20 protein-coding genes are annotated in these 20847 nt (G+C 70.2%); 11 read left to right on the top strand and 9 right to left on the bottom strand.

Annotated features, from left to right (window positions below):
- Nucleotides 1-37 precede the first annotated feature (37 nt).
- From ACYQ78_RS22380 to ACYQ78_RS22370, 3 genes are read left to right on the top strand one after another with little or no spacing between them, the layout of a single operon-like run.
- Nucleotides 38-1867, top strand: a complete 1830-nt coding sequence (locus tag ACYQ78_RS22380) for a sigma factor-like helix-turn-helix DNA-binding protein (RefSeq protein ID WP_459802823.1) — start codon at nt 38-40, stop codon at nt 1865-1867.
- Between the two features lie 47 nt (nt 1868-1914).
- On the top strand, nt 1915-2877 hold the full coding sequence (locus ACYQ78_RS22375; RefSeq protein ID WP_459802822.1) for a GH25 family lysozyme: 963 nt from the start codon (nt 1915-1917) through the stop codon (nt 2875-2877).
- Nucleotides 2878-2887: 10 nt separating this feature from the next.
- Nucleotides 2888-3595 (top strand): nucleotidyl transferase family protein, encoded by a 708-nt coding sequence (locus ACYQ78_RS22370; protein ID WP_459802821.1) that lies wholly within the window; start codon nt 2888-2890, stop codon nt 3593-3595.
- On the opposite strand, the gene ACYQ78_RS22365 is transcribed toward ACYQ78_RS22370, so the two are convergent.
- Genes ACYQ78_RS22365 through mshB form a run of 4 tightly spaced genes read right to left on the bottom strand, consistent with a single transcriptional unit; the run spans nt 3592 to nt 5771 of the window.
- Nucleotides 3592-4020, bottom strand: a complete 429-nt coding sequence (locus ACYQ78_RS22365) for a hypothetical protein (protein ID WP_459802820.1) — start codon at nt 4018-4020, stop codon at nt 3592-3594. The two genes, ACYQ78_RS22370 and ACYQ78_RS22365, sit on opposite strands and share 4 nt — an antisense overlap.
- A gap of 15 nt (nt 4021-4035) precedes the next feature.
- Nucleotides 4036-4524 (bottom strand): flavin reductase family protein, encoded by a 489-nt coding sequence (locus ACYQ78_RS22360; RefSeq protein ID WP_459802819.1) that lies wholly within the window; start codon nt 4522-4524, stop codon nt 4036-4038.
- Nucleotides 4525-4529: 5 nt separating this feature from the next.
- Entirely contained in the window at nt 4530-4973 is a 444-nt protein-coding gene (locus ACYQ78_RS22355; protein ID WP_459802818.1) for a DUF6113 family protein, read from the bottom strand.
- A 9-nt stretch (nt 4974-4982) separates the two neighbouring features.
- Nucleotides 4983-5771 carry an N-acetyl-1-D-myo-inositol-2-amino-2-deoxy-alpha-D-glucopyranoside deacetylase gene (gene mshB, locus ACYQ78_RS22350; RefSeq protein WP_459802817.1) on the bottom strand — a complete coding sequence of 263 codons (789 nt, stop codon included), beginning with the start codon at nt 5769-5771 and terminating at the stop codon, nt 4983-4985.
- Nucleotides 5772-5790: 19 nt separating this feature from the next.
- Here mshB and ACYQ78_RS22345 point away from each other — a divergent pair, with 19 nt between their 5' ends.
- Nucleotides 5791-7821: a S9 family peptidase gene (locus ACYQ78_RS22345; protein ID WP_459802816.1), complete on the top strand. Its 2031-nt coding sequence runs from the start codon at nt 5791-5793 to the stop codon at nt 7819-7821.
- On the opposite strand, the gene ACYQ78_RS22340 is transcribed toward ACYQ78_RS22345, so the two are convergent.
- Together ACYQ78_RS22340 and ACYQ78_RS22335 are read right to left on the bottom strand one after the other, a co-directional pair.
- Nucleotides 7818-9551: an ABC transporter ATP-binding protein gene (locus ACYQ78_RS22340; protein WP_459802815.1), complete on the bottom strand. Its 1734-nt coding sequence runs from the start codon at nt 9549-9551 to the stop codon at nt 7818-7820. The two genes, ACYQ78_RS22345 and ACYQ78_RS22340, sit on opposite strands and share 4 nt — an antisense overlap.
- Nucleotides 9548-11161 (bottom strand): ABC transporter ATP-binding protein, encoded by a 1614-nt coding sequence (locus tag ACYQ78_RS22335; RefSeq protein WP_459802814.1) that lies wholly within the window; start codon nt 11159-11161, stop codon nt 9548-9550. Before ACYQ78_RS22335 ends, ACYQ78_RS22340 begins: the two co-directional genes overlap by 4 nt.
- Before the next feature lie 160 nt (nt 11162-11321).
- On the opposite strand from ACYQ78_RS22335, the gene ACYQ78_RS22330 reads away from it, so the two are divergent.
- Nucleotides 11322-11555 (top strand): RNA polymerase subunit sigma-70, encoded by a 234-nt coding sequence (locus ACYQ78_RS22330; RefSeq protein ID WP_459802813.1) that lies wholly within the window; start codon nt 11322-11324, stop codon nt 11553-11555.
- A 2-nt stretch (nt 11556-11557) separates the two neighbouring features.
- Complete coding sequence (locus ACYQ78_RS22325) at nt 11558-12139, top strand: Clp protease N-terminal domain-containing protein (RefSeq protein WP_459802812.1); 582 nt, start codon at nt 11558-11560, stop codon at nt 12137-12139.
- Nucleotides 12140-12201: 62 nt separating this feature from the next.
- Here the strand turns inward: ACYQ78_RS22325 and ACYQ78_RS22320 are convergent, their stop codons facing one another.
- From ACYQ78_RS22320 to ACYQ78_RS22310, 3 genes are read right to left on the bottom strand one after another with little or no spacing between them, the layout of a single operon-like run.
- Nucleotides 12202-12948 carry a succinate dehydrogenase/fumarate reductase iron-sulfur subunit gene (locus ACYQ78_RS22320; RefSeq protein ID WP_459802811.1) on the bottom strand — a complete coding sequence of 249 codons (747 nt, stop codon included), beginning with the start codon at nt 12946-12948 and terminating at the stop codon, nt 12202-12204.
- The gene (locus ACYQ78_RS22315) at nt 12945-14870 is read right to left on the bottom strand and encodes a fumarate reductase/succinate dehydrogenase flavoprotein subunit (RefSeq protein ID WP_459802810.1); all 1926 of its coding nucleotides are present in this window, start codon (nt 14868-14870) and stop codon (nt 12945-12947) included. Before ACYQ78_RS22315 ends, ACYQ78_RS22320 begins: the two co-directional genes overlap by 4 nt.
- A complete protein-coding gene (locus ACYQ78_RS22310; RefSeq protein ID WP_459802809.1) occupies nt 14870-15598 on the bottom strand; it encodes a succinate dehydrogenase cytochrome b subunit in 729 nt (242 codons plus the stop codon). Before ACYQ78_RS22310 ends, ACYQ78_RS22315 begins: the two co-directional genes overlap by 1 nt.
- 153 nt (nt 15599-15751) lie before the next feature.
- Between ACYQ78_RS22310 and ACYQ78_RS22305 the strand changes: the two genes are divergently transcribed.
- The 5 genes from ACYQ78_RS22305 to ACYQ78_RS22285 all read left to right on the top strand — a co-directional run bounded on the left by ACYQ78_RS22305 (nt 15752) and on the right by ACYQ78_RS22285 (nt 20845).
- Complete coding sequence (locus tag ACYQ78_RS22305) at nt 15752-16684, top strand: LysR family transcriptional regulator (protein WP_459802808.1); 933 nt, start codon at nt 15752-15754, stop codon at nt 16682-16684.
- A 48-nt stretch (nt 16685-16732) separates the two neighbouring features.
- The gene (locus tag ACYQ78_RS22300; RefSeq protein WP_459802807.1) at nt 16733-17887 is read left to right on the top strand and encodes a PP2C family protein-serine/threonine phosphatase; all 1155 of its coding nucleotides are present in this window, start codon (nt 16733-16735) and stop codon (nt 17885-17887) included.
- Nucleotide 17888: 1 nt separating this feature from the next.
- On the top strand, nt 17889-19448 hold the full coding sequence (locus ACYQ78_RS22295; RefSeq protein WP_459802806.1) for a sensor histidine kinase: 1560 nt from the start codon (nt 17889-17891) through the stop codon (nt 19446-19448).
- On the top strand, nt 19441-19893 hold the full coding sequence (locus ACYQ78_RS22290) for a response regulator (RefSeq protein WP_459802805.1): 453 nt from the start codon (nt 19441-19443) through the stop codon (nt 19891-19893). The genes ACYQ78_RS22295 and ACYQ78_RS22290 overlap by 8 nt, the downstream gene beginning before the upstream one ends.
- Before the next feature lie 166 nt (nt 19894-20059).
- Complete coding sequence (locus tag ACYQ78_RS22285; protein ID WP_459802804.1) at nt 20060-20845, top strand: hypothetical protein; 786 nt, start codon at nt 20060-20062, stop codon at nt 20843-20845.
- The last annotated feature ends 2 nt before the right edge of the window (nt 20846-20847 follow it).

The following is a 20847-nucleotide window of genomic DNA, read 5'->3' as shown; positions in this document are numbered from 1 at the left end:
GAACTGCGGATAACTTCCCCTTGCCGGTTGGACCTGCATGAATTTGAGCCTGAGCGACATCGTGCCCCCCCTGCGCTGGACCGCGCCCAGCCAGGTGGAGCCGATCGCCAGCGATCCCGGCCTCCCGAACTCGTGGTGGCAGGCGCTCCCGATCGACCGCGCCTGCGCCACGGTCGGGCCGGCCCAGATCGCGGCCAAACTGGCCGATCTCACGTCCGCCTGCTGGGGGCATCTGATCCTCGGCGACATCATGCCGCTGCTGCGCTTCACCGCACCGGCCGAGAGCCAGCGCACTCCGGGCAGCCGCGACAGCGTCCGGCTGCTGTTCGCCGGGGTGCTCGACCGGCTCATGGACACCGAGCCGCTCAACCCGCTGGCGAGTGTGCCGCCCGCCGTCCCCGAGCGGCCGCTGCCCGAGATCATCGACGAACTGTTCCAGCGGCTCGACGACCGCCAGCGCGCGATCGCCCGCGACCGGCTCTACGCCGAACACCGCGCCACCCTCGACGAACTGGCCCAGCGCTTCTCGGTCACCCGCGAGCGCATCCGGCAGATCGAGCGCGACCTGCGCGACCACGTCGACAACTGGCTGCGCGGCCAGGAGGCCACCCCGCTGACCGCCCACCTGACCTGGCTGCGCACCCGCCTGGGCTCGGCCGTCCCGGCCGACGACCTGGCGGCGGCGGTGCCGTGGCACCGCACCGAGCTGGGCACGCTGGGCATCCCGGCCTGGCGGTTCGTCCGCACGTTACTGACCGGCTACGACCAGGTCGACGGCTGGCTGGTGGCGGGTGGCGCCGACGAACTGCGGGAGAAGACGCGGCAGCTGTTCACCGACGGGCCGGTGCCGCTGGCCGAGGCGGTCGGCATGGTGGCGCAGCTCGGAGTGCGGGAGGACGTCGGCGAGCGGTGGCTCGGGGCGGTGCCGCAGCTGCGGCTGCTCGAAGGTCACGTCGTGCCGTGGCCGCGCAGCGTGAACGACAAGGCCGAGGCCGTGCTGGCGGTGGCGGGTACCCCGCTCACCCCCGAGGAGATCCAGAGCCGCATCGGCGAGGACTACAGCCTGGTCGGCATCCGCAACCAGCTCACCGCCGACGAGCGCTTCCTCCGGCTCGACCGCAACAAATACGGCCTGGCCCGCTGGGGCGGCGAGGAATACCTCGGCATCCGCGAGATGATCGCCCGCGAGATCGTGAAGGCCGGTGGCGAGGCGTCGGTCAACACGATCGTGGCTTCTCTTACTTCCCGCTACGAGGTGAGCGAGAGCTCGGTGCGCGCCTACGCCGGCGGCCCGGGGTTCGAGCGCACCCAGCGGGGCTGGATCAGGGTGGCGGGCGCCGAGCCGGCCGACTACCAGCCGCGCCGCGACGTGTCGAACACCCGCCGCTGCTTCCGCAGCCGCGACGGCCGCTGGTGGCACCGGGTCGACGTCAACGCCGAGCACCTGCGCGGCTCGGGCTCCCCGCTGCCGACCGGTTTCGCGGCCCACCTCGGCATGGCGCCCGGCGGCCAGCTCACCGCGTCGACCCCGCAGGGCGAGGTGGTGATCTCGTGGCACAACCAGCCGACGATGGGCTCGATCCGCCCGATCCTGGCCGAGTACAACGCCGGTGAGGGCGACCACGTCTTCCTCACCGTCTCCGACGGCGGCGAGCTGCTGACCCGGTTCCTGCCGCAGGGCGCGGCCGGGCTGCCGCCGCTCAACAAGGCGCTCCACCTGATCGGCTACACCGCGCCGGTCGCCTCCGAGGCCGAGGGCCTGCGGCTGATCGGCGCCCGCATCGGGCTGCCCGACGGCGCCGGTAAGGACGATGTGCTCGGAAGGCTGAGAGAACGCGGAGATCGCGACATACTTCTCTATCTGTAAAGAAGGTTTGTGGGACGATTCTCTCTCCGCACGGGGAAGGATCATCCATGTACGCCGCTTTGTTACTGGTCGCCGCCACGACCATAACCGGAGCCGACGTCAGCAACTGGACCGGCGACGTCGACTGGACCGATGTGAAGGGCAAGGGCGCGGAGTTCGTATTCGTGCACGCCACCGAAGGTCCGAACTACAAGAGCCCCCGCTTCGGCACCCAGTTCTCCGGTGCCCAGACCGAGGGGTTATACCGGGGGGCCTACCACTTCGCCCAGCCGCACGAATCGGGCGGCAAGGAGCAGGCCGACTTCTTCGTCCGCAACGGCGGCAACTGGACCGCCGACGGGCGCACCCTGCCCGGAGTGTTGGACGTCGAGGACAACCCGTACAACAACCGCAACGGATTGAACAGCTGCTACGGCCTCGACCAGGCCGAGATGGTCACGTGGATCGGCGACTGGCTGAACCGCTACAAGGCGTGGACCAAACGCGACGCCATCATTTACACCACCACCTCCTGGTGGAAGACCTGCACCGGCGACACGAAGAAGTTCGCCAAGAACCCGCTCTGGATCGCCCGCTGGGGCAGCGACCCGGGCGAACTGCCGGCGGCGTGGAAGAAGTGGACGTTCTGGCAGAAGGCCGAGACGGCCAACCACGCCGGAGGCTCCGACGCGTTCAACGGCACGCTGTCGCAGCTCCACGCGCTGGCCGACCCGCCGGTCAGGATCCTGATCTCGGGGGGTGCCAAGAGCCGGTCGCAGTACGTATTGAAGATCACCAACACCGGCGCCAAGCCGGCCACGAAGATCAACATTTCGGGTAAGACCTTCGGCAACAACGCCTTCACCTATGCGCCGAAGTCGTGCCAGCGGACCAAGACCACGGTCAAGTGCGCGATCAACAGCCTGGCCCCCGGCAAGAGCGCCACGCTGAAGTTCTCCACGAAGCCGAAGGGCAACAAGCCCGTCGGCATCAACTTCCTGGTCGGTTCGATCAAGGTGACGCTCAAGTAACCTCGGAAGCATGTTGCGGCTCTATGACACCCGTCACCGGCTCGTGGAGCCGCTTCTTCCGTCCGGTTCGCGCTCGCTCCGCATGTACACCCGCGGCCCCGACCTGCGCACCCACCTGCTCACCGACCTGATCCGGCGCGTGCTGGAACGGTCGAGTGTGCGGGTGGCGGCCCAGCAGAGCCCGGCCGACGACGAGTCGTCGCTCCGCGCCGACACCCTGGCCCTCAACATGAGGCCGGTCGACCACCAGCCCCTTCCGGCCAGGCCAATCGACCTGCTGGTCGGGTCGTCGTCCGACGAGGTCGAGGCGACCCACCGGGCCGACTGCGGCCGGTTCGCCTTCGACGGGAAGCTCGGAGACGTGGTCTCCGCGGGCCTCGACCCGTTGTCGGTCCGCCTGGCGCTCATGGAGCACCACTACCGCACCGACCTGACCCTGACCTGGGACGCCCTACGCGCCGCCGACCAGACGATCCGCCACTGGCGCGGCCAGGTGGCCGAGTGGGCCGAATCCCTCAGCGCCCCCATCGCCAAGACCTACCAAGACGCGCTGACCGAGGCCTTCGAAGACGACCTCGACACCCCCCGCGCCCTGAAACTCTTCCGCGACCTGGCGGAAGACCCCGGCGTCTCACCAGGTGCCAGGTTCGAGACCGCCATGCACGCCGACCACATCCTCGCCCTCGACCTCGCGATCGACATCGGCAAGCCCCGCTAGCGGGCGCGGTGACGGCGGCGCCACCATGGGGGGATGCGGGGGTAGCCGCCGTCGTCGAGGTTGGCCATGCGTTCGAAGAGGTTGTAGGTGCCGACGTTGCCGCAGACCAGGACCGAGATCAGGACCGACAGCACGTAGATCGGCAGCATCGGCAGGCCGATCAGGGCGGCGTACTGGCTGGCGTGGCGGCTTTCGTGCAGGAGCAGGGGGCCCTGGAGGAAGCCGTCGGGATACTTGGTCACCACGACGTTGCCCACGGTGAACGCCCGCGCTATCGGGAAGTTGTAGCGGTAGCCGTGGGCGTAGACGAGGCCGAATTCGCCTCTGCGGGTGGTCGCGCCGCCTATTCGGGCGATCAGGAGGCCCAGCGGGGTCGACAGGTTGATCCAGTTGATGACGCGCCGGAAGCGGAAGTAGGGCCGCATCAGCACATCATGCGCTCACTGGGCCAGAAACGCGTAGTGACCCTGGTGGTAGATCAGGGGCGTGGCGTCTCTCGGGGTGGCGACCGTCTCGACTCCGCCGACGACGATCGAGTGGTCGCCCGCGTCGTGGACGGCCACCGTGCGCAGCTCCAGGGTGGCGATGGCGCGGTCGAGGAGGGCGACGCCCAGGGCGCCCCGATGGTGGGGGAAGCCGGTGAGCTGGCCGTCGAGGGGGCGGCCGCGTTTGGCCAGGTAGCGGGAGACCTCTTCGTCGTCGTCGCCCAGAACCGAGACGCCCCACACCCCGGCCGTCACGACGGCGTCGTGGAAGCGGGCGATCTTCTCGGCGCAGAACAGGGCCAGGAGCGGGTCGAGGGACACCGACGCGAAGGAGTTGACCGTCATCGCGTGGTCGGCGCCGGTCGGGTCGACGGTCGTCACGATGACGATCCCGGTCGCGAAACGCCCGGCCACCTTCCGGTAGAGATCCCTGTCAGCCAGCACGCTCGCTACCGTATACGGACGTTCTCCCTGAGCAGCCAGGACCCTCCCGAAGACGGGACGAGCGCGACGGCGAGGGCGACGGCCACCAGACCGCCGTAGAGATAGATGTATCCGCCCAGGGTCGCCGCGATGGCCAGATCGCCCTCGGGACGGGGACCGGCCAGGATCATCGACGGGATCACCCAGCCGACGGCCACCAGCCCGGCCGCCAGGCGCGTGAGCATCAGGCGGCCCATGGAATAGGGCACCGCGAAGACGACCAGGACGGCCAGGACTCCCCCGATGGGGAGGCTCTCGAACAGGTACCACTCGTGTTCGAAGGCGCCGACCACGCCCAGGACCAGGCCCAACATGAAAAGGACGCCGTAGGCGGCGCCGGTGACGGCCGACTCGGCGCCACCGGGACCCTGGTCGGGCTCGGCGGTCTCGGGAGCGGCGTTCACCATCATGGGGCGAGGCTAGCCGATGCCCGCGAACAGGTCGTCTTCATGGCCCGGCGCGGTGGGTCCCGCCTTGAGCACGAAGTGTTCCACTCCCCTGGCCTCCTGGCCGACGCCGTTCGACAGGGCGAAGCGGGGGGCGTCGACGGTGACCTGGGTGGCGTGGGCGCGCAGCGCGGTCAGCTTCGCGTCGAGATAGGGCCGTGCGTCGATCGAGGTGGTCACCGACTCGCGGCCGTAGCCGAGGGCGTCGACGTCCTCGGGCTGGAAGATCTCCATGCGGGCGGCGGCTTCGAGCATCTCGGAGCGGAGCTGGGCGGTCTGGTAGAACTTCGCGACGCCATCGGCCTGCTCGAAGGCCCGCCACGCCACGCGGTGGGCCTGGATGTGGTCGGGATGACCGTAGAGGCCGTTGTCGTCGTAGGTGACGATGACCTGGGGGCGTACCGAATCAATGATCTTCAGCAGCCGCTCGGCGGCCTCCTCGACGGAGGCCCGCCAGAAGCTGCGGGGGTCCTGGTTCGAGGGGGCGCCCATCATGCCGCTGTCGCGGTAGCCCAGGAAGCGGTGGTCGTCGACGCCGAGCGCCCGGCAGGCCGCCGCCAGCTCCCTTTCCCTGTACGCGCCCAGCTCCTCGGGGCCGAGGTGGGCGAGCGTGGAGGGGATGATCTCGCCCTCCTCACCGCGGGTGCAGGTCACCAGAGTCACTTGGACGCCCTCGGCGGCGTAGCGGGCCATCGTGGCGCCGGTGCCGATCGTCTCGTCGTCGGGATGGGCGTGCACGAGGAGGAGGCGTCGGTCGGGCATGCTGGCACTATAAGGGGCTATGACTGAGAGCTTCCCTCGCCTGCATGCCCGGACCCGCCGGTTCACGCTCGGCGTGCCGCGCGGCTTCACCCTCACCCCATCGGGCGAGACGGTGATCTTCCAGCGCACCAAGTCCGGCACCGACCCCGTGACCTGCCTGTGGGAACTCGACGTCGCCTCGGGCGAGGAGCGGCTGCTCGTCGACCCGTTGATCCTGGGCGCGGCCGAGGAGGAGCTCCCGCCGGAGGAGCGGGCCCGGCGTGAGCGTGCCCGTGAGTCGGCCGGTGGCGTGGTCGCCTACTCCTACGCCGGTGGCCGCATCGTCTTCAACCTCTCCGGTTCCCTGTACGTGTGGGAGTCCGGCGAGATCCGCTGGCTGAAGACCCCCGGTGGGGTGATCGACCCGCGCCTGTCCCCCGACGGCGGCAAGGTCGCCTACGTGAGCGGCGGGCGGCTGCGGGTGCAGGACCTGGAGACCGGTTCCGACTTCGAGGTGGCCGGGGAAGACGGCGCGACCTGGGGCCTGGCCGAGTTCATCGCGTCCGAGGAGCTCGACCGGATGCGCGGCTACTGGTGGTCGCCCGACGCCTCCGCGCTGCTGGTCGCCCGGGTCGACGAGTCGCCGGTGCAGATCTGGCACATCGCCGACCCGGCCAACCCCGGCAGCGACCCGGTGTCGATCTCCTATCCGGCGGCCGGCACCCCCAACGCGCGGGTCAACCTCTACATCGTGGGCCTCGACGGCATCCGCACCGAGGTGCCGTTCGAGCACGAATACCTGGTCACCGCGTCGTGGGGCGCCTTCGGGCCGGTCATCGTGACGCTCGCGCGCGACCAGAGGTCGCTGCGGCTGCTCGCGGTCGACGCCTCCACGGGCGGCACCACGCTGGTCCGCGAGGAGACCGACGAGAAGTGGGTGGAGGCGGCGCAGGGCGTCCCGGCGCACCTCGCCGACGGCTCGGTCGTCTGGGTCGCCGACGCCGAGGGCGGGCGCCGCCTGTTCGTGGGCGCCGACCCGGTGACGCCGCCGTCGTTGCAGGTGCGCAGCGTCGTCGACGTCGACGAGAACGTGGTGCTGTTCACCGCCAGCGGGGGCGACCCGGCGCAGGTGCAGTTGTGGGCGTACGGCCAGGGGACCCTCAGCCCCCTCTCGACCGACGCGGGCGTGTTCACCGGGCGGCGCAGCGGCGGCGTGACCGTCGTGGTGGCGCAGTCGCTCGCCCACGAGGGCGTGTCGGCACGGGTGATCAGGCTCGACGGCAGTTCGGTGCCGATCGCGAGCGTGGCCGAGCGGCCCGGTCTCGACCTGCGCGTCTCCCTGTCGCGGTCGGGCCCCCGTGAGCTCTCCACGGCGGTTCTGCTGCCGTCGTGGCACGTCGAGGGGTCGGGCAGGCTGCCGGTCCTCATGGACCCCTACGGCGGCCCGCACGCCCAGCGGGTGCTCCACTCGCACCGGATGTTCCTGGAGTCGCAGTGGTGGGCCGAGCAGGGCTTCGCCGTGATCGTCTCCGACGGGCGCGGCACGCCCGGACGCGGCCCGGCCTTCGAGCGCGAGGTCTACCACGACTTCACGATCACGCTCGACGACCAGGTCGACGTGCTCCAGTCGATGCCCCACCCCGACCTCGACCTGACCAGGGTCGCGATCCGGGGCTGGTCGTTCGGCGGCTACCTGGCGGCCCTGGCCGTGCTCCGGCGGCCCGACGTGTTCCACGCCGCCATCGCGGGCGCGCCGGTCACCGACTGGCGGCTCTACGACACGGCGTACACCGAGCGGTATCTGGGCCACCCGTCGGAGGGCCACTACGAGCACTCCTCGCTCCTGGCCGACGCCGAGAAGCTGACCCGCCCGCTCATGCTGATCCACGGCCTGGCCGACGACAACGTGGTGGCAGCCCACACGCTGCGGTTGTCGTCGGCGCTGCTGGCCGCCGGGCGGCCGCACACCGTGCTGCCGCTGTCGGGCGTCACCCACATGACCCCGCAGGAGGTCGTGGCCGAGAACCTCCTGCTGCTCCAGGTCGAGTTCCTGAAGAACGCCCTCGGCTAACGCCGCCAGCTCTCCCACAGGGCGGCGTAGGGGCCACCGGCCTCGACCAGTTCCTCGTGGGAGCCGAGTTCGCTGATCCGGCCGTCTTCGACGACGGCCACCCGGTCGGCGTCGTGGGCCGTGTAGAGACGGTGCGCGATGGCGATCACGGTGCGCCCGTCGAGGACGGCCGCCAGCGACCGCTCCAGGTGACGGGCCTGGCGGGGGTCGATCAGCGAGGTGGCCTCGTCGAGCACCAGCGTATGAGGGTCGGCCAGGACCAGCCGGGCCAGCGCGAGCTGCTGCGCCTGCGCGGGCGAGACGGTCACGCCGCCCGAGCCCACTTCGGCGTCCAGGCCCAGCCGTTCGGCCCACTCCCAGGCGTCGACCGCCTCCAGGGCCTGCCGCACGGCGTCGTCATCGGCCTCGGGACGGCCGATGAGGACGTTGTCGCGCAGCGTCCCCTTGAACACGTGGTGCTCCTGGGTGACCAGGGCGACCTGGCCGCGCAGCTCGCCGAGCGGCAGCTCGACCAGCGGCGCCCCGCCCACGGTGACCTCGCCGGTTCGCGGGCCGTGGATGCCCGCGAGCAGCCGCCCGAGCGTCGACTTGCCGGCTCCCGACGGCCCGACCATGGCCAGGCGTTCGCCCGGCCGGACGTCCAGGTCGATGCCGTGCAGAACGTCGTGCCCTTCTCTGTACGCGTAGCGCACGTCGTCGGCCTTCAGTTCGTCACCGGACGGCGTCACCCCCGATGGGCTGCGGTCGTCGGGCACGTTGGCGACGCCCAGCAGGCGGGCCATCGAGGCGCTGCCGACCTGGAGTTCGTCGATCCACGACAGCAGCCGGTCGAGCGGGTCGACGAGCTGCTGGATGTAGAGCGTGCCCGTGGTGACCTGGGCGATCGTCACCCAGTCTTGAAGGTAGAACAGGCCGCCGATGAACAGCGTGGCGACGACCGGGATGACGTAGCCCATCTCGACCGACGGGAACCAGACCGTGCGCAGGCTCAGCGAGTAGCGCTCGGCGGCGTAGGACCCCCGGATGTCCTCATCGGTGCGGTCGCGCCGCCGGTCGGCCAGGCCCAGCGCCTCGACCGTGCGGGCGCCCTCGACGGTCTGCGACAGTCCCTCGGTGAGGGTGGCGTAGGCGGCGCCCTCGCGCAGGTAGGCGGGGCCCGACCGCTTCAGGTACCACCGGGTGGAGATGAGGATCAGCGGCGCCGCCAGCAGCGACGGCAGCGCCATGATCGGGCCCACCACGACCAGCGCGCCGATCACGAACGCGCAGCTGACCAGCGCGATCAGGATCTCCGGCACGGCCTGCCGGACGGTCCGCGACAGCGCGTCGACGTCGCGGGAGGTCCGGGTGATCAGATCGCCCGAACCGGCCCGCTCGACCGTGGACAGCGGCAGCCCGAGCACCCGGTCGACGAAGTCTTCGCGCAGTTCCGCGAGCACCTTCTCGCCCAGCCGCGACGACGCGAAGACCGCGAACCGGGTGAGGACCGCCTGGGCGACCACGAAGGCGCCGATGGTCAGCGCGATCACCTCGACGTTGACGTCTTTGACGCCGTCGGCGACATCCTGCACCAGGCCGCCCAGCAGGGCGGGGCCGGCGAGGCCGGTGAGCGCGGCCAGGGCGTGCAGGCCCAGCGCGATCGACAGTTCCTTCGGATATCTGATCATCAGGCGCCGCGCGTAGGCGCGGACCTGCGCCTTGTCGGCGACGGGCAGAATCTGGCGGCTCATTTGTCCTCCCCCCTGGTGACGGTGGAACGGTAGGCGGTGCTGGTGGTGACCAGTTCGCGGTGGGTGCCCTCGGCGGCGGTCGTGCCGTTTTCGACGTAGAAGACGTGGTCGGCCCGGTCGAGCACGAGCGGGCTCGTGGTGACGACCAGGGTGGCCCGCCCGGCGCGGGCCTTGGCGAGGCGTTCGGCGATGCGGGCCTCGGTGTGGGCGTCGACCGCGCTGGTCGGCTCGACCAGGATGAGGATCTCCGGGTCGGCGGTCAGCGCGCGGGCCAGCCGCAGGCGCTGCTGCTGGCCGCCGGAGAACTCGCGCCCGGCCTCGGCCACGTGGGTGTCCAGGCCCTCGGGCAGCGCCTCGACGATGTCCTCGGCGCAGGCGGCGTACACCGCGGCGTCGACGTCGCCGTGGCCCTTGACGTCGAGTTCGGCGCGGAGCGTCCCGGCGAAGAGGGCGGCGGCGTTGTCGGCGACCAGGATGTGGCCCCTGACCGCCTCCAGCGGCAGGTCGAGCAGCGGGGTGGCGCCGAGGGTCACCCGGCCGCCGGAGTAGCCGCCCAGGCGGTCGGCGATCGTGATCGCCTCCTCGGGGGTGCCCGCCGCCAGCGCGGTGACCACGCCTTCGCGGACGACCACGCCCGACTCCTCGTCGCGCAGGTCGCCGTGGCGCAGCTGGGTCGTGCCGCCGGTGATCTCGGGCTCCAGCGACAGGATGCGGACGACCCGCTTGGACGCCACGACGCCCTTGGTCAGCTTGTCGGCCGCCTCGGTCAGCGTGCGCAGCGGGGCGATGAGGAAGACGGCGTATCCGTAGAAGGAGAGCAGTTCGCCCGCGGACAGCTCGCCCGCGAGGGCGAACCGGGCGCCGAGCCAGGTCACCGCCGCGATGAGCAGGCCGGGCAGCAGGGTCTGGGCGCCTTCGAGCAGCGACTCGACCCCCGCGACGCGGACGCCGGCCGCGCGGGTGCGCTGCGACTCCTCGCGGTAGCGGTCGGCGAAGACCTGCTCGCCGCCGATGCCGCGCAGCACCCGCAGGCCCGAGACGATGTCGCCGGCGCGGGTGGCCAGGTCGCCCTGGAGGTCGCGCTGGGCGTGCTGGCGGTGGTGCAGCGGCTTGAGCAGCGGAGTGATCGCCAGCGCCATCAGCGGCACCCCGACCAGCACGAGCAGGCCGAGCGGCACCGAGGTCGACAGCATGATGACGGTCACCACGACGATGGCGACGACCGCGCCGACGCCGCGCAGGATGATGTCCATCGCGTTGCCGATGTGGGCGATGTCGGAGTTGCCGACGCTCACCACCTCACCGGTCGACAGGCGCTTGGGCAGAGTCGCGCCGAGGCGGGTGGCCTGACGGCTGGTGAGCTGGACGGTCCGGTAGGCGGCCGAGAGCCAGGTGTAGACGGCGCAGCGGTGCCGCAGCACACCGGCCACGGCCTGCACGACGCCCAAGGCGAACAGCACCGCCGACCACCGGGCGAGGTCGCCGGTGTCGCGGGCGATCGCCGCGTTGAGGCCGTGGCCGAGGGCGGCCGGGATGAGGGCCTGGGCCACCCACCAGGCGAGGGCGTAGGTGATGCCGAGCCAGAGGGGCAGGCCCTGTTCGCGAGCCATCCACCAGAGGTATCTGCCGGGCCCGCGCGTGTCTGCTTCGCCGGGATCGCCGGCCGGGAGAGCGCGCATCCTCCCAGCCTGGCTGGCCAACTGAACGGCCGTCCAGCCATTTACGTCAACAAAGGTTGACACCTCGGGCGCGTCAACCTACATTGACATCATGAACGAGACAGCGCAGCTCGCCTCGGATGCGAGCAGCCGTGATCCCTCGGTGGGTCTGCGCGCCGTGAGGGCGCTGCGGATCCTCGTCGACCGCCTGGAGGCCCTCCAGGTGGAGAACGCGCGTGACCAGGGCTGGTCGTGGCAGGACATCGCGGTCCACCTCGACGTCACCAGACAGGCCGTCCACAAGAAGTACGCGGGCGGGCGCGGCCTGCTCAGACGGGGAGACTGACGATGTTCGAACGCTTCACCGACGACGCCCGCCGGGTCGTGGCCGCCGCCCAGGCGGAGGCCCGACGCCTCAACCATCCCCGCATCGGCACCGAGCACCTGCTGCTCGGCATGCTCCAGGACCCGGCGTCCCTGGCCGCCCGGGTGCTCACAGGTCTCGACCACGGAGGCGCCGAGACCCGCCTGCGCGACATCCTCAACCAGCCCGGCGGCCGGGCACCCGACCTCGACGCCGACCTCCTCAGCACCATCGGCATCGACCTCGACGCCATCAGGGAGAAGGTCGAGGAGGCGTTCGGTCCCGGCGCCCTCGACCGCGAACCGGTCCGCGACCACCGGGGCCACCTGCGCAGCGGGCGGCACATCCCGTTCGGGCCGCGCGCGAAGAAGACGCTGGAGCTGTCGCTGCGGGAGGCGATCGCGCTCAAGCACAAGTCCATCTCGGACGGGCACATCCTGCTCGGCGTGATCCGCGACGGCGGCGGCCTGGCCATGCAGATCATGACCGAGGCCGGTCTCCCGATGACGCGGGTCCGTGAGGATCTCGTACGGGAACTGGGCACCCCGGCCAACGGCCGCCGCTGACATGACGATGCCCTGCCTGGGCCGGCCATTTGGCCCAGGCAGGGCATCGAACCCTACTGTCCCTACCCAGACTTGCGGGAGGCTCTCAGGTAGTCCGCGTTCATCCGGGCGATCGTGTCGAGCGGGATGCCCTTCGGGCAGACCGCCGTGCACTCGCCCGTGTTGGTGCAGCCGCCGAAGCCCTCCTCGTCCATCTGCTCGACCATCGCGCGGGCGCGGGAGCCGCGCTCGGGCTGGCCCTGCGGGAGCAGGCCCAGGTGGGTGATCTTGGCGGCGGTGAACAGCGACGCCGAGCCGTTGGGGCAGGCCGCCACGCAGGCGCCGCAGCCGATGCAGGTCGCGGCGTCGAACGCGTCGTCGGCGTCGGCCTTCGGGACCGGGGTCGCGTGGGCGTCGGGCGCCGAACCGGCCGGGACGGAGATGAAGCCGCCCGCCTGGATGATGCGGTCGAACGCCGAACGGTCGACGACCAGGTCCTTCACGACCGGGAACGGGCGGGCCCGCCACGGCTCGATGACGATGGTGTCGCCGTCGTTGTAGTGGCGCATGTGCAGCTGGCACGTGGTCGTGTTCTTCTGCGGGCCGTGCGCGACGCCGTCGATCATCATCGAGCACATGCCGCAGATGCCCTCGCGGCAGTCGTGGTCGAACGCGACCGGGTCGTCGCCCGCCAGGATGAGCCGCTCGTTGAGCACGTCGAGCATCTCCAGGAACGACATGTCCGGGGAGACGTCCTCGATCGCGTAGCGGACCAATTTGCCCTCGTCGTCGGGGCCGCTCTGCCGCCAGACCTTCAGGGTGAGGTTCACTTGTAGCTCCGCTGGGTCATCTTCACGTACTCGTATGCGAGGTCCTCCATGTGGAGGACCGGGCCGTCGGGCGTCGACTCCCAGGCCGCCACGTAGGCGAACTTCTCGTCGTCGCGCAGGGCCTCGCCGTCGGCGTCCTGCGACTCGGCGCGGAAGTGGCCGCCGCACGACTCGGTGCGGTGCAGGGCGTCGAGGCACATGAGCTCGGCCAGGTCGAAGAAGTCGGCCACCCGGCCGGCCCGTTCGAGAGCCTGGTTGAGCTCCTCGTTGACGCCGCTGACCTTCACGTCGCGCCAGAACTCGGCGCGCAGTTCGGGGATCCGCTCCAGCGCCTTGCGCAGGCCCTCTTCCGTACGCTCCATGCCGCAGTAGTCCCACATGAGCTTGCCGAGCTCGCGGTGGAAGGAGTCGGCGGTACGGGTGCCGTTCACCGACAGCAGCTTCTCGATGCGGTTCTTCACCGCGGTCTCCGCGTCCGCGACGGCCTGCGAGTCGGGGGCGTCGAACGTGTGCGCGTCGGCCAGGTAGTCGCCGATGGTCGTCGGCAGCACGAAGTAGCCGTCGGCCAGGCCCTGCATCAGCGCACTCGCACCAAGGCGGTTCGCGCCGTGGTCGGAGAAGTTGGCCTCGCCGATCACGAACAGGCCGGGGATGGACGACTGGAGGTCGTAGTCGACCCACAGCCCGCCCATCGTGTAGTGGACGGCCGGGTAGATGCGCATCGGCTGGGTGTACGGGTCCTCACCGGTGATGCGCTCGTACATCTCGAAGAGGTTGCCGTACTTCTTCTCCACCGCGTCGCGGCCGAGGCGGCCGATCGCGTCGGCGAAGTCGAGGTAGACGCCCAGGCCGCCGGGGCCGACGCCGCGGCCCTCGTCGCAGACGTTCTTGGCGGCGCGGGAGGCGATGTCACGCGGCACCAGGTTGCCGAACGCCGGGTAGATGCGCTCCAGGTAGTAGTCGCGCTCGTCCTCGGGGATCTCCGCCACGGGACGCTGGTCGCCCTTGTTCAGAGGCACCCACACGCGGCCGTCGTTGCGCAGCGACTCGGACATCAGGGTCAGCTTCGACTGGTAGTCGCCGGAGACCGGGATGCAGGTCGGGTGGATCTGGGTGTAGCACGGGTTGGCGAACATGGCCCCCTTCTGGTGGGCCCGCCAGATCGCCGTGGTGTTGCAGCCCTTGGCGTTGGTCGACAGGAAGAACACGTTGCCGTAGCCGCCGGTGGCCAGCACGACCGCGTCGGCCAGGTGGGTCTCGACCTCGCCGGTGACCATGTCGCGCACCACGACGCCGCGCGCCCGGCCGTCGGAGATGATCAGTTCGAGCATCTCGTGGCGGGTGTGCATCTCGACCGTCCCGGCCGCGATCTGGCGCTCCAGCGCCGAGTAGGCGCCGAGGAGGAGCTGCTGGCCCGTCTGGCCGCGCGCGTAGAAGGTGCGCGAGACCTGGGCGCCGCCGAAGGAGCGGGTGTCGAGCAGGCCGCCGTACTCGCGGGCGAAGGGCACGCCCTGGGCCACCGCCTGGTCGATGATGTTCACCGAGACCTGGGCGAGGCGGTAGACGTTCGACTCGCGGGCGCGGAAGTCGCCGCCCTTCACGGTGTCGTAGAACAGCCGGTAGATCGAGTCGCCGTCGCCCCGGTAGTTCTTGGCCGCGTTGATGCCGCCCTGCGCGGCGATCGAGTGGGCCCGGCGGGGCGAGTCCTGGTAGCAGAACGACTTGACCTTGTAGCCGAGCTCGCCGAGGGTCGCGGCGGCCGAGCCGCCCGCGAGGCCGGTGCCGACCACGATGACGTTGATCTTGCGCTTGTTGGCCGGGTTGACCAGCCGCGCCGAGAACTTGCGCTTCTCCCAGCGCTCCTCGATGGGGCCCTCGGGCGCCTTGGTGTCCTTGATCGGGTCACCGAGCGTGTAGTCCATCACTTCACCACTCCGAACGTGATCGCCAGCGGGACGACCAGGAAGCCGAGCGTCAGCAGCGCGCTGAGCAGGGCGGCCGAGGCCCTCAGCACCGGGTAGCGCCGGGCCACGCCGAGGGTCTGCAGCGCGCTCCACAGGCCGTGCCGCAGGTGCAGGCCCACCATGACCACCGAGATCACGTAGAACACCGTGATGTACCAGCGGGCCGGCTCGAACCCGGCGACCATCCGCGCGAACGGGGTGGCGTCGTGGCCCTCGGGGTTGGTCACGCCGAAGGTCATGTCGAGCAGGTGGTAGATCACGAAGAAGAAGATGATCACGCCGCCCCAACGCATGGTCCGGGTGGCGTAGCCGTTGGCGCGCGACTTGACGCGGGCGGCGTACTTGACCGGACGGGCGTTGGCGGCGCGGCGGGCCAGCACGATCGCCGAGTACATGTGGGCCGCGATCGCGATGACCAGGCCCACTTCGAGCAGGGTCAGCACGCCCCGGTGCGGCAGCAGCGGATAGCCGACCTCGCGCAGCCAGGCGGCGTAGCCGTTGAACGACTCGGCGCCAGCGAAGATCTTCAGGTTCCCCGCCATGTGGGCGACCAGGAAGAACACCAGCACCGCGCCCGACACGGCCATGACGGCCTTGAGGGAGTTCGAGGAGACCCGGCGGCGTCGCCGGGGAGGAACCGGGGTGACCGGTTCGGTGGCCCTGCCCCGGTCGATAATCGCAGTCACGTTTCAAAACGCTAGGTACCGGCACTTTCGTCGTCCAAGTCATCGGGGTTCTGGTTTCGATAGCCGGTGGCTATGTGCTCTGGCCTGGCGCGCGACCCCTTCCGGCCAGGGTGATCGCGTGCGACGAAAGTCACAGCCGTAAGGTGATGAACTGTGCAGTTGCAGCAGCTCGCCTACTTCGTGGCGGTGGCGGAGTCACGTCACTTCACCCACGCGGCCGAGCGGATGCGGGTGGCCCAGCCGTCGCTGAGCAAGCAGATCAAGACCCTGGAGACCGACCTCGGCGCGCCCCTGTTCAGCCGGGCGCGCGGCAACGTCACGCTCACCCCCGCGGGAGAGGCGCTGCTGCCGCTGGCCCGGCGCATGCTGGCCGACGCCGAGACCGCCCGGCGCGAGGTCGCCGAACTCGCGGGGCTGCGGCGCGGCCGGGTGAGGCTCGGCGCCACGCCGTCGCTGTGCGCGGGGCTGCTGGCCGACGCGCTGGCCCGCTTCCACCACGACTATCCGGGCGTGGAGATCCAGGTCGAGGAGGGCGGCTCGCGTGACCTCGTGCGGGCGCTGGCCCGGGGGCAGCTCGACCTGTCGCTGATCATCCTGCCGCTGCAGAGCGACGACCCTTCGCTGGTCACCGAGGAGATCCTGCGCGAGCACCTGGTCGTGGCCGCGCCCGCCCACCTGACCTCCGGCCGCCGCCCCCACATGCGCATCGACGAACTGCGGCGCCGTCCGCTGGTGATGTTCCGGCGCGGGTACGACCTGCGCGAGGCCACCCTGAACGCGTGCCGCCAGGCCGGGTTCGAGCCCAGGTTCGCCGTCGAGGGCGGCGAGATGGACGCGGTGCTGCGGTTCGTCGAGGCCGGGCTCGGGGTCGCCGTGGTGCCCTCGATGGTGCTCGACGGACGGCCCGGCCTGGTGGGGGCGCCCCTGCTGCCCGGCCTGCGCAGAACCGTCGCGCTGGCCCACCGGAAAGACGTCGAGCCGACCCGTGCGGCCCAGGCGTTCCGGGCCGTACTGCTCGGTTTTCTCGACGACGCGACCCGCGAGGGCACGCTCCCAGAAGGCGTCGAAGCGCTCCCCCAGCACTAGGTGCCTGTCGCTACTATTTGGGGTGCCCTCCTCTGGAAAGAGGCCTTCGTGCCCGCTCTCTCACATGGTCTGCCCGACCTCGTCACGCTCCTCCTGATCGAGGACGACGCCGAGGACGCCTTCCTTGTCGAGGAGTTCCTGGCCGACTCGCAGAAGCCGCCGAAGATCATCTGGGCCCGCACCCTCGCCGAGGGCCGCGACCGCTTCACCGCCGAGGTGACCTGCGTCCTGGTCGACCTGTCGCTGCCCGACGCGATGGGCCTCGACGCCGTGCGGCAGGTGACCGCCATGGCCCCCGACACGGCCGTGATCGTGCTGACCGGCCTCAACGACGTGCAGATCGCCGTCGACGCGGTCGCCGCCGGCGCCGAAGACTACCTGGTCAAGCAGCAGGTCGACGGCGACATGCTGGCGCGGGCGATCCGCTACGCCATCGAGCGCAAGCGCGGCGACATCGCCGAACGCGAACTGGTCGAGCAGCGCCTGCTCCGCAAGGAGGCCGCCCGGCTCGAACACGGGCTGCTGCCGACCCCGGTCCTCCACACCGACGCGCTGCTCCACCAGTCGACCTACCTGCCCGGCCGCCAGGAGGGCCTGCTGGCCGGCGACTTCTGGGACACCCTCCAGACCGCCGACGGCGCGGTCCACGTGCTGGTCGGCGACGTCTGCGGGCACGGCCCCGACGAGGCCGCGCTCGGCGCCGCGCTGCGCATCGCCTGGCGGACCCTCACCCTGGCCGGGCTCGACGGCAACAGCGTCCTGCGGACGATGGACTCGGTGCTCCGGCTGGAGCGCGCCTCCCCCGAGATCTTCACCACGCTCGTCACCGCGACGATCGCCCCCGGCCTCGACTCGGCCCGGCTCTACGTGGTCGGGCATCCGCCACCCCTGGTTATCCTCGGTGACGACGTCGACGTGGTCACGGAGATCCCGTCGGGGCCGCCGATCGGGATCTTCCCCGAGATGGAGTGGACCCCCGTCGACATCACGCTCGACGGGCCCTGGACGCTTCTCCTCTTCACCGACGGGCTGATCGAGGCCACCGTGGGCGACGGCCGCGACCTGCTGGGCACCGAAGGGCTCATCCGCCTGGTGCGCGAGCAGGGCGGCGTCCACCTCGACCAGTTGATCGAGCAGGTCAAGACCATGCACGCCGACGCGCTGACCGACGATCTCGCCGCGGTCGCGCTCTCCCGGAGGTGATATGAGCAGGACCATCCGTCCGCTCGCCCCGCCCAACCCGCCACGCGGACTGGGCCGCCTCCCGGCGGGCCGCTGGTTCCTGCTGGTCGGCGCGATTCTGACGCTGCTGTTCGCGGGGTCGATCGCGTACACGCTGAAGACCATGAACGACACCCGCGAGGCCAGGGCCACCCTGGTCGAGGTGATCGACCCGCTGGTCCTCCACACGCTGGAGCTGTCGACCTCGGTCTCCAACGAGGAGGCGGCGATCCGCGGCTACGGCCGCACCAACCAGCAGACCTTCCTGACGACCTACGAGAGCGCGGTTCGCGACTCGGCGACCGCTCAGAGCAAGCTCGTGGCCCTGCTGCCCCGGGTGCCGGAGATGCGGGCCGACTCCGACAGCCTGTTCACGGCGGTCCAGAGCTGGCGCACGGCCTACGCCGACGAGACGCTCCGGCTGATCCCCTCGCGCGGCAAGGACACCGCCGCCTCCCTGGCCGAGGTCAACAACAACGCGTTCGGCGCGGTGCGCACCGCGGTGGCCGTCCAGCAGGCGCACCTGACCCTCCTCCACGGCGACGCCACCACCCGCCTCGACCGGGGCTGGGACACCTTCTACGGCGCGCTGGGCACCCTCGCCATCGTGCTGCTGATCTCCGCGATCGCCTTCACCCTCCTGGTCAGGTACGTCGTGCTCCGGCCCGTCGCCGCCCTCCAGGCCCAGGTCCGCCAGGTCGCGGCGGGCAACTTCGACGCCGAACTCCAGGTGACCCGCCCGGCCGAGATGGCCGAGCTGTCCGCCCACGTCGACACCATGCGCCGCCGGGTGGTCAGCGAGTGGCGGGCCACCCAGCAGGCCGAGCAGGCGCTCGCCGACCAGGCCGCCGAGCTGAAGCGCTCGAACAGCGAGCTCGAACAGTTCGCGTACGTCGCCAGCCACGACCTCCAGGAACCCCTGCGCAAGGTCGCCAGCTTCACCCAGATGCTGGAGCAGCGCTACGGCGACCAGCTCGACGACCGGGCCAAGCAGTACATCAAGTTCGCCGTCGACGGCGCCAAGCGCATGCAGCTGCTGATCAACGACCTGCTCGACTTCAGCCGGGTCGGCCGGGTCACCGGCGACCGCGAGCCGACGTCCACCGGCGACGCCCTGCGGGCCGCGCTCGACAACCTGGGCGCCCGCATCGAGGACACCGGCGCGACGGTCACCTACGCCGACCTGCCGGTGGTCAACGGCAACAAGCTGCAGCTCACCCAGCTCTTCCAGAACCTGATCGGCAACGCGATCAAGTTCCGGTCGGACGACGCCCCCGAGATCTCCATCACCGCCGAACGCAAAGACGGCATGTGGGAGTTCGCCTGCTCCGATAACGGCATCGGCGTCGACGCGAAGTACGCCGACCGCATCTTCCTGATTTTCCAGCGCCTGCACCCCCGGGACGTCTATCCCGGCACCGGCATCGGGCTGGCGCTGTGCCGCAAGATCGTCGAATATCACGGTGGCCGTATCTGGCTCGAGGACAACCCCGACCACAAGGGCACCACGTTCCGATGGACCCTGGAGGCCACCGATGAATGAACTGCGCTGGATCGACGTGCTGCTGGTCGAAGACGACCCGGGTGACGTGCTGCTCACGCAGGAGGCCTTCGAGCTGAACAAGGTCCGCAACAAGCTGCACATCGTCAACGACGGTGAGCAGGCGCTGCGGTTCCTGCGCCGTGAGGGCGACTACGGCGGCTCCCCCCGCCCCGACCTGATCCTGCTCGACCTCAACCTGCCGCGTAAGGACGGCCGCGAGGTGCTGGAGGAGATCAAGGCCGACCCCGAACTGCGCTCGATCCCGGTCGTGGTGCTCACCACCTCGGAGGCCGAGGAGGACATCGTGCGGAGCTACAAGCTGCACGCGAACGCGTACGTCTCCAAGCCCGTGGATTTCGACCAGTTCATTCGGGTAGTGAGGCAGATCGATGATTTCTTCGTGACTGTCGTGAAGCTCCCTGGAAATTCCCACCGGGGGTCATGATCAGGAGACGTGACAGGAATCACAGGCGAGAAGTCAGTGACCCTCCTCACACGTATCTATGACATGGTCGTAACGTAGCCCCCACCAATACGGCGTGGCGTCGCGGCGGTTCGGCGCGAGCCGCCCAACACGGCGTCACGCGGTCAGTTCCGGTGGAAGGTCTCCGATGACCCAGCAGACGGCCGAGAGCCCGGCCAGAAAACAACGCGCTCAGCTCAAGGTGCGTACTCTCCGCACCGACCGATGGTGGCTCGCCCCGGCGCTCACGTTCGCCGGGTTGACGTTCTTTCTCGTGTACGGCTTCTGGGCGATCTTCGATGGAAGCTACTTCGTCGATCCCTATATCGCGCCCTTCTCGTCGCCCTGTCTGGCGACCTCCTGTCCCGAAGGCGCGCGCCTGTTCGGCTTCGCCCCGTTCGGCGACTGGTACGGCCTGCCGCCGGGCCTGCTTATTCTGGGACTGCCGGCCGGTTTCCGGCTGACCTGCTACTACTACAGGAAGTCCTACTACCGGTCGTTCTGGCTGAGCCCGCCCGCGTGCGCCGTGGCCGAGCCCCACAAGAAGTACACCGGTGAGACCCGGCTCCCGCTGATCATCCAGAACGTGCACCGCTACTTCTTCTACGGTGCGATCGTGATCGGCGCCGTCCTGACCTACGACGCCGTCCTGGCTCTGATCCACAAGCCGGCGGGCCTGGGCACCTGGATCCTGTTGATCAACGCGGCGCTGATCGTCGCCTACACGCTCTCGTGCCACTCGTGCCGCCACATCACCGCGGGCCGCCTGAACCACTTCAGCAAGCACCCCGTGCGCTACCGGGCGTGGACGTTCGTCTCCAAGCTCAACGCCAAGCACCAGCCGCTGGCCTGGGCCTCGATGTTCTCGGTGATGATCGCCGACTTCTACGTCCGCCTGGTGGCCAAGGGCGTCATCACCTTCCCGTTCGCGTAAGG

The sequence above is a fragment of the Herbidospora sp. RD11066 genome (assembly GCF_054661255.1).
The sequence above is the reverse complement of the archived record's forward strand: the minus strand, read 5'-3'. Positions and strand labels throughout refer to the sequence as shown.

Coding starts and splice junctions, on each gene's coding strand:
- ACYQ78_RS22380 (WP_459802823.1), top strand. CDS start 38: ATGAATTTGAGCCTGAGCGACATCGTGCCCCCCCTGCGCTGGACCGCG.
- ACYQ78_RS22375 (WP_459802822.1), top strand. CDS start 1,915: ATGTACGCCGCTTTGTTACTGGTCGCCGCCACGACCATAACCGGAGCC.
- ACYQ78_RS22370 (WP_459802821.1), top strand. CDS start 2,888: ATGTTGCGGCTCTATGACACCCGTCACCGGCTCGTGGAGCCGCTTCTT.
- ACYQ78_RS22365 (WP_459802820.1), bottom strand. CDS start 4,020: ATGCGGCCCTACTTCCGCTTCCGGCGCGTCATCAACTGGATCAACCTG.
- ACYQ78_RS22355 (WP_459802818.1), bottom strand. CDS start 4,973: ATGATGGTGAACGCCGCTCCCGAGACCGCCGAGCCCGACCAGGGTCCC.
- mshB (WP_459802817.1), bottom strand. CDS start 5,771: ATGCCCGACCGACGCCTCCTCCTCGTGCACGCCCATCCCGACGACGAG.
- ACYQ78_RS22345 (WP_459802816.1), top strand. CDS start 5,791: ATGACTGAGAGCTTCCCTCGCCTGCATGCCCGGACCCGCCGGTTCACG.
- ACYQ78_RS22340 (WP_459802815.1), bottom strand. CDS start 9,551: ATGAGCCGCCAGATTCTGCCCGTCGCCGACAAGGCGCAGGTCCGCGCC.
- ACYQ78_RS22335 (WP_459802814.1), bottom strand. CDS start 11,161: ATGGCTCGCGAACAGGGCCTGCCCCTCTGGCTCGGCATCACCTACGCC.
- ACYQ78_RS22330 (WP_459802813.1), top strand. CDS start 11,322: ATGAACGAGACAGCGCAGCTCGCCTCGGATGCGAGCAGCCGTGATCCC.
- ACYQ78_RS22325 (WP_459802812.1), top strand. CDS start 11,558: ATGTTCGAACGCTTCACCGACGACGCCCGCCGGGTCGTGGCCGCCGCC.
- ACYQ78_RS22315 (WP_459802810.1), bottom strand. CDS start 14,870: ATGGACTACACGCTCGGTGACCCGATCAAGGACACCAAGGCGCCCGAG.
- ACYQ78_RS22295 (WP_459802806.1), top strand. CDS start 17,889: ATGAGCAGGACCATCCGTCCGCTCGCCCCGCCCAACCCGCCACGCGGA.
- ACYQ78_RS22290 (WP_459802805.1), top strand. CDS start 19,441: ATGAATGAACTGCGCTGGATCGACGTGCTGCTGGTCGAAGACGACCCG.
- ACYQ78_RS22285 (WP_459802804.1), top strand. CDS start 20,060: ATGACCCAGCAGACGGCCGAGAGCCCGGCCAGAAAACAACGCGCTCAG.